7 protein-coding genes and 1 pseudogene are annotated in these 4645 nt (G+C 64.4%); 6 read left to right on the top strand and 2 right to left on the bottom strand.

Features of this window, described 5'->3' with window-relative positions:
• The 6 genes from ACOJSJ_RS12050 to ACOJSJ_RS12075 form a co-directional block, all read left to right on the top strand.
• On the top strand, positions 1-886 hold an 886-nt coding region (locus ACOJSJ_RS12050), incomplete at its 5' end, for an ATP-binding cassette domain-containing protein (RefSeq protein WP_420145227.1).
• Between the two features lie 107 nt (positions 887-993).
• Positions 994-1170, top strand: a complete 177-nt coding sequence (locus tag ACOJSJ_RS12055; RefSeq protein ID WP_420145228.1) for a stability determinant — start codon at positions 994-996, stop codon at positions 1168-1170.
• The gene (locus ACOJSJ_RS12060; protein WP_420145229.1) at positions 1170-1445 is read left to right on the top strand and encodes a type II toxin-antitoxin system RelE/ParE family toxin; all 276 of its coding nucleotides are present in this window, start codon (positions 1170-1172) and stop codon (positions 1443-1445) included. The genes ACOJSJ_RS12055 and ACOJSJ_RS12060 overlap by 1 nt, the downstream gene beginning before the upstream one ends.
• An 87-nt stretch (positions 1446-1532) precedes the next feature.
• On the top strand, positions 1533-2582 hold the full coding sequence (locus tag ACOJSJ_RS12065; RefSeq protein ID WP_420145230.1) for a hypothetical protein: 1050 nt from the start codon (positions 1533-1535) through the stop codon (positions 2580-2582).
• A gap of 156 nt (positions 2583-2738) precedes the next feature.
• Positions 2739-2969 (top strand): hypothetical protein, encoded by a 231-nt coding sequence (locus ACOJSJ_RS12070; protein ID WP_420145231.1) that lies wholly within the window; start codon positions 2739-2741, stop codon positions 2967-2969.
• A gap of 204 nt (positions 2970-3173) precedes the next feature.
• Positions 3174-3530, top strand: coding sequence for a glycine zipper 2TM domain-containing protein (locus ACOJSJ_RS12075; RefSeq protein ID WP_420145232.1), 357 nt, complete (start codon positions 3174-3176; stop codon positions 3528-3530).
• A 75-nt stretch (positions 3531-3605) separates the two neighbouring features.
• Here ACOJSJ_RS12075 and ACOJSJ_RS12080 read toward each other — a convergent pair whose 3' ends face one another.
• The gene (locus ACOJSJ_RS12080) at positions 3606-4538 is read right to left on the bottom strand and encodes an electron transfer flavoprotein subunit alpha/FixB family protein (RefSeq protein ID WP_420145233.1); all 933 of its coding nucleotides are present in this window, start codon (positions 4536-4538) and stop codon (positions 3606-3608) included.
• Positions 4535-4645 (bottom strand): annotated as a pseudogene (locus ACOJSJ_RS12085) (electron transfer flavoprotein subunit beta/FixA family protein); the annotation flags it as partial. The pseudogene ACOJSJ_RS12085 and the gene ACOJSJ_RS12080, both read right to left, overlap by 4 nt.

A 4645-nucleotide genomic window follows, 5' to 3' on the forward strand; every position in this document is an offset into this window, starting at 1 on the left:
TCTTTATGCGGCATCGGCACGCGCCCTCAACGGCGCGCGCATCGTGGCTGGCCCGCATGACAAGGTGACGGGCCTCGACCATTGCGACAAGGTGATCGACATCGACCAGTCGCCGATCGGCCGCACCCCGCGCTCCAACCCGGCCACCTATACCGGCGCCTTCACCAACATACGCGACTGGTTCGCCGGCCTCCCCGAAGCGCAGGCCCGCGGCTACAAGCCCGGCCGTTTCAGCTTTAACGTCAAGGGCGGCCGCTGCGAAGCCTGTCAGGGCGATGGCGTGCTCAAGATCGAGATGCACTTCCTCCCCGATGTGTACGTCACCTGCGATGTGTGCCACGGCGCGCGTTACAACCGCGAAACGCTGGAGGTGAAGTTCAAGGGCAAGTCCATCGCCGACGTGCTCGACATGACGGTCGAGGATGCGGTGGAATTCTTCAAGGCCGTGCCGCCGATCCGCGACAAGATGGCGATGCTCGCCGAAGTGGGCCTTGGCTATATCAAGGTCGGTCAGCAGGCGACGACCCTGTCGGGCGGTGAGGCCCAGCGCGTCAAACTGGCCAAGGAACTGTCCCGCCGCGCCACCGGCAATACGCTCTACATCCTCGACGAACCCACCACCGGCCTCCATTTCGAGGATGTCCGCAAACTGCTGGAAGTCCTCCACGCGCTGGTGGATCAGGGCAACAGCGTGGTCGTGATCGAACATAATCTGGACGTCATCAAGACGGCGGACTGGATCATCGACATGGGGCCGGAAGGCGGCGTCAAGGGCGGCGAAGTGGTCGCCGAAGGCACCCCGGAAAAGGTGGTGAAGGAACCGCGCAGCTTTACCGGCCGCTATCTGGCGTCGCTCTTGGGGCTGGAGGCCGTGGCGGCGGAGTGACGCGAAGCGGATCGACGTCCGGCAACCATGTCCATGCGGAAAGCATCCGCCGGGGCCGGGCGCCGATCCGAATTGTCACGATGCTGCATCCCTGATAGTTTGCGCTCATGCCCAGGCTTTCCCCCATCGAGTCCGAATTCGCGACGACCGAAGAAGCGGAAGCCTATGACGTCTGGTTTCGCACAACAGTCGAAGCACGTATGAAGTCGGACGCCCCCGGCATCCCGCATGATGAGGCTATGGCCCGAATGCAGGCGATTATCGATCGGCGCAAGAATGCCTGATGCTTCCGCTCGTCTGGCACGACGAGGCGCTGGACGATCTGGAATCCATTGTGGATTTCATAGAGACGCAGAATCCACCGGCAGCTGACAGGATCGGCACCGCTATCCGACATGTTGGGGATAGTTTGCCCAACCACCCCTATATGCATCGCCCCGGCCGCGTGCCCGGCACGCGTGAAGCGATAGTCACGCCCAATTACATCCTCGTCTATCGGGTCGGCATCGATGCCATCGAAATCCTCGCCATAAAGCATACCCGTCAACAATATCCCTGACGCCCCCTCCCCAAATTGCTGTCCTACACCCCCGGTCATCCGCCACACTCCCGGCAAGCCTCACTCTTTTCAAGCAGGAGCCTTGCCATGACCGTGCAATTCCCGCCCCTTCCGCACACTTTCGCCACGCCGTCGGAACAGACACGCGCGGATGGCTGGTCGCCTGCGCGTCAGCGCCGCTTTCTGGAAGTGCTCGCCGCCACCGGCGTCATCCGCCTCGCCTGCGAAGCGGTACGCATCACGCCGCGTTCGGCCTATACGCTGCGCATCCGTCGTGACGGCGCGGCCTTTCGCCTGGGCTGGGACGCCGCAATCCTGATCGCCCGCGCGCGGCTTGCCGACACATTGCTGGCGCGCGCGATCATGGGGCAGGAAGAAACGATCCGCAAGGATCCCGACAGCAACGAAGTCACCCGCCATCGCCATGACAATCGTCTGGCCATGTCGATGCTGGCCCGGCTGGATCGCATGGCGGATGCCCCGGTCGACGGCACCGATGCCGCGCTCGCCCGCGTCGTGGCGCAGGATTTCGTCGCCTATCTCGACCTCATCTGCCCGGCCGACCGGGCGCAGGATGAACTGGACGACCTTGGCCTGCCGCCCACCGGCGCGGAACCGTCCGCCCGGCTGATGGAGGATGCGGAAATGCTCGACGGCGCCCGCCCCGATACGCCTCCGCCGGTGGAGGAAGCGACCGCCATCGCCCTGTCCCCCGGCGCGTCGGCGGCGCTGTTCGTCGCCGCCCGCATGGCGATCCATCCCAAAAACTATGTCGGCGACAAACCGCTGTTCCTGACCGGCAATGAACGGTGTGAACTTCCCCGCGAACCGTTGACGATATTGGCCGACCTGCCGCCCGATCAGGCCGCGGCAAAGCTGCGCGGCATCTGGTGGGATCATGACAGCGACGGCTGGCGCACCGATTATCCGCCGCCGCCCGGCTTCGAAGGCGATGCCAGCCATGACAGCTATGACATTGACGATTATGAGCGCGACCTGACCCCGCAGGAGGAGGATGCGCTCGCCGCCCAGATGGAGGCCGAACGCCGCCCCTATGAAGAGGCCGCCGCGCGCGCCCGCGACATCTTCTTCGGCTTTGCCGATGATGAAGCCATGGCGGAGACCGCCCCGACCTGACGCAAACCATGGGCTGACCCGCCGCTCGGATCACTGCAATAGCGCGTTTTTCACCGTCCGTCGCAAGACTGGCGGAAACCGTCGCACAGCCAATCGATGTCGGAACCGCTTTGCGAGTGGCCGGTTATTCCATCAAACACCCCATAGGAGACAGTCATGATCCGCACCCTGATTTTCGGCGCCATCGCTGGTTATGTCGGCAAGAAACTCTATGACGACGGCAAGCTGACGGAGTTCAAGGACGACCTTGTCGCCCGCTATAATGAAGCCAAGGCGAACCTGGCCGATCAGCGCGCGGACAGCGAAGCGCCCGCTTCGGCGGCCACCGCCCCGACCGCGCCGCTGGTCACCGCGACTCCGGCCGGATCGCCGCCGCTGCGCCACTGACGCGCTCTATTTCCGACTTCCCCCTCCGGCGACACTGTCCCCCCGCTCTCGTCGCCGGTCGCCGCCCGCTCGCTGCCGCACTCCCCCTCTCATGGCAGCGACGGGCGGCCTTTTTTGTTGAGGGTCATGGGCTTGCGCGGGGAAACCATCATCCAGCCCCATGGGTTAAGGGCGCATCGCATGATTTTTTACGGGAGACTGACGATGCGCAAACCCATCCTTGCCGCCGCGATATTGGCGATGTTGCCGCTGGGCGCATGCGGGACGGACAATTATGGCGGCGGCTATGGCTATGACCGCCCCGGCGACCGGCGCGGCCCACCCCGCCACCACCGCCGCCCGATCCGCGACAATGACCAGATCTACCGCGACCGCGACGGCCGCTATTATTGCAAGCGGGATGACGGCACCACCGGCACCATCGTCGGCGCCATAGCGGGCGGCGTGCTGGGCAACGTCATCGCGCCGGGTGGCTCGAAAACGCTCGGCACCATCCTGGGCGGCGCAGGCGGTGCACTGGCGGGCCGGGCGATCGACAAGAACGACATCAACTGCGAATAACCACCGTCCGTTGACGACATCCAAAAAGGGCGCCGGGATCACTCCCGACGCCCTTTCCTACTTTTACGGACGGGATTACAGCTTTTCCGTCAGTTCCGGCACGATCTTGAACAGATCGCCGACCAGGCCGATGTCGGCGACCTGGAATATCGGCGCATCCTCGTCCTTGTTGATGGCGATGATGGTCTTGCTGTCCTTCATCCCCGCCAGATGCTGGATCGCGCCGCTGATGCCGACGGCGATATAGACTTCGGGGGCGACGATCTTGCCGGTCTGGCCGACCTGATAGTCGTTGGGGACATAACCCGCATCGACTGCGGCGCGCGACGCGCCCACCGCCGCGCCCAGCCTGTCGGCCAGCGGGAAGATGGTGGCTTCGAACGTCTCGCCGTCCTTGAGCGCGCGGCCGCCCGACACGATGACCTTGGCCGATGTGAGTTCGGGCCGTTCCAGCCTGGCGATTTCAGCGCCCATGAAGGAGGAGATCGCCTTGTCACCCGTCGAAGCCACAGCCTCGACCACGCCATTGCCGCTTTCGGTCCCGGCCTTGGCAAAGGCGGTGCCGCGTACGGTGATGACCTTCTTCGCATCCTTCGACCGGACGGTCGCGATGGCGTTACCGGCGTAGATGGGACGCGTGAAAGTGTCTTCGCTTTCCACCGACAGGATGTCGCTGATCTGCATGACGTCCAGCAGGGCGGCGACACGCGGCGCGATATTCTTGCCGTTGCTGGTGGCGGGCGCGACGAAGGCGTCGTGGCTGACCATCAGTTGGACGACCAGCGGCGCGACATTTTCGGCCAGCGCATGGGCAAAGGCCGCATCGTCGGCGACATGCACCTTGCCCACGCCGTCGATTTTGGCAGCGGCGGCGGCCACGCCGTCCACCCCCTGCCCAGCGACCAGCAGATGCACTTCGCCCAGCTTCGCAGCGGCGGTGACGGCCGAAAGCGTCGCGTCCTTGACCGCGCCGCCTTCATGTTCAACCCAAACAAGAGTCTTCGTCATGCTGCCACTCCCATCGCCTTGAGCTTTGCCACCAGTTCATCGACATCGGCGACCTTGACGCCGGCCGAACGCTTCGCCGGTTCGGACACCTTGATCGTTTCCAGACG

Origin of the sequence: Sphingobium sp. (genome assembly GCF_048594625.1) — a bacterium.
Lineage (GTDB): Bacteria > Pseudomonadota > Alphaproteobacteria > Sphingomonadales > Sphingomonadaceae > Sphingobium.

What these genes read in the sequence shown, in the direction of transcription:
- ACOJSJ_RS12055 (WP_420145228.1), top strand. Translation starts at nt 994, where the DNA reads ATGCCCAGGCTTTCCCCCATCGAGTCCGAATTCGCGACGACCGAAGAA.
- ACOJSJ_RS12060 (WP_420145229.1), top strand. Translation starts at nt 1,170, where the DNA reads ATGCTTCCGCTCGTCTGGCACGACGAGGCGCTGGACGATCTGGAATCC.
- ACOJSJ_RS12065 (WP_420145230.1), top strand. Translation starts at nt 1,533, where the DNA reads ATGACCGTGCAATTCCCGCCCCTTCCGCACACTTTCGCCACGCCGTCG.
- ACOJSJ_RS12070 (WP_420145231.1), top strand. Translation starts at nt 2,739, where the DNA reads ATGATCCGCACCCTGATTTTCGGCGCCATCGCTGGTTATGTCGGCAAG.
- ACOJSJ_RS12075 (WP_420145232.1), top strand. Translation starts at nt 3,174, where the DNA reads ATGCGCAAACCCATCCTTGCCGCCGCGATATTGGCGATGTTGCCGCTG.
- ACOJSJ_RS12080 (WP_420145233.1), bottom strand. Translation starts at nt 4,538, where the DNA reads ATGACGAAGACTCTTGTTTGGGTTGAACATGAAGGCGGCGCGGTCAAG.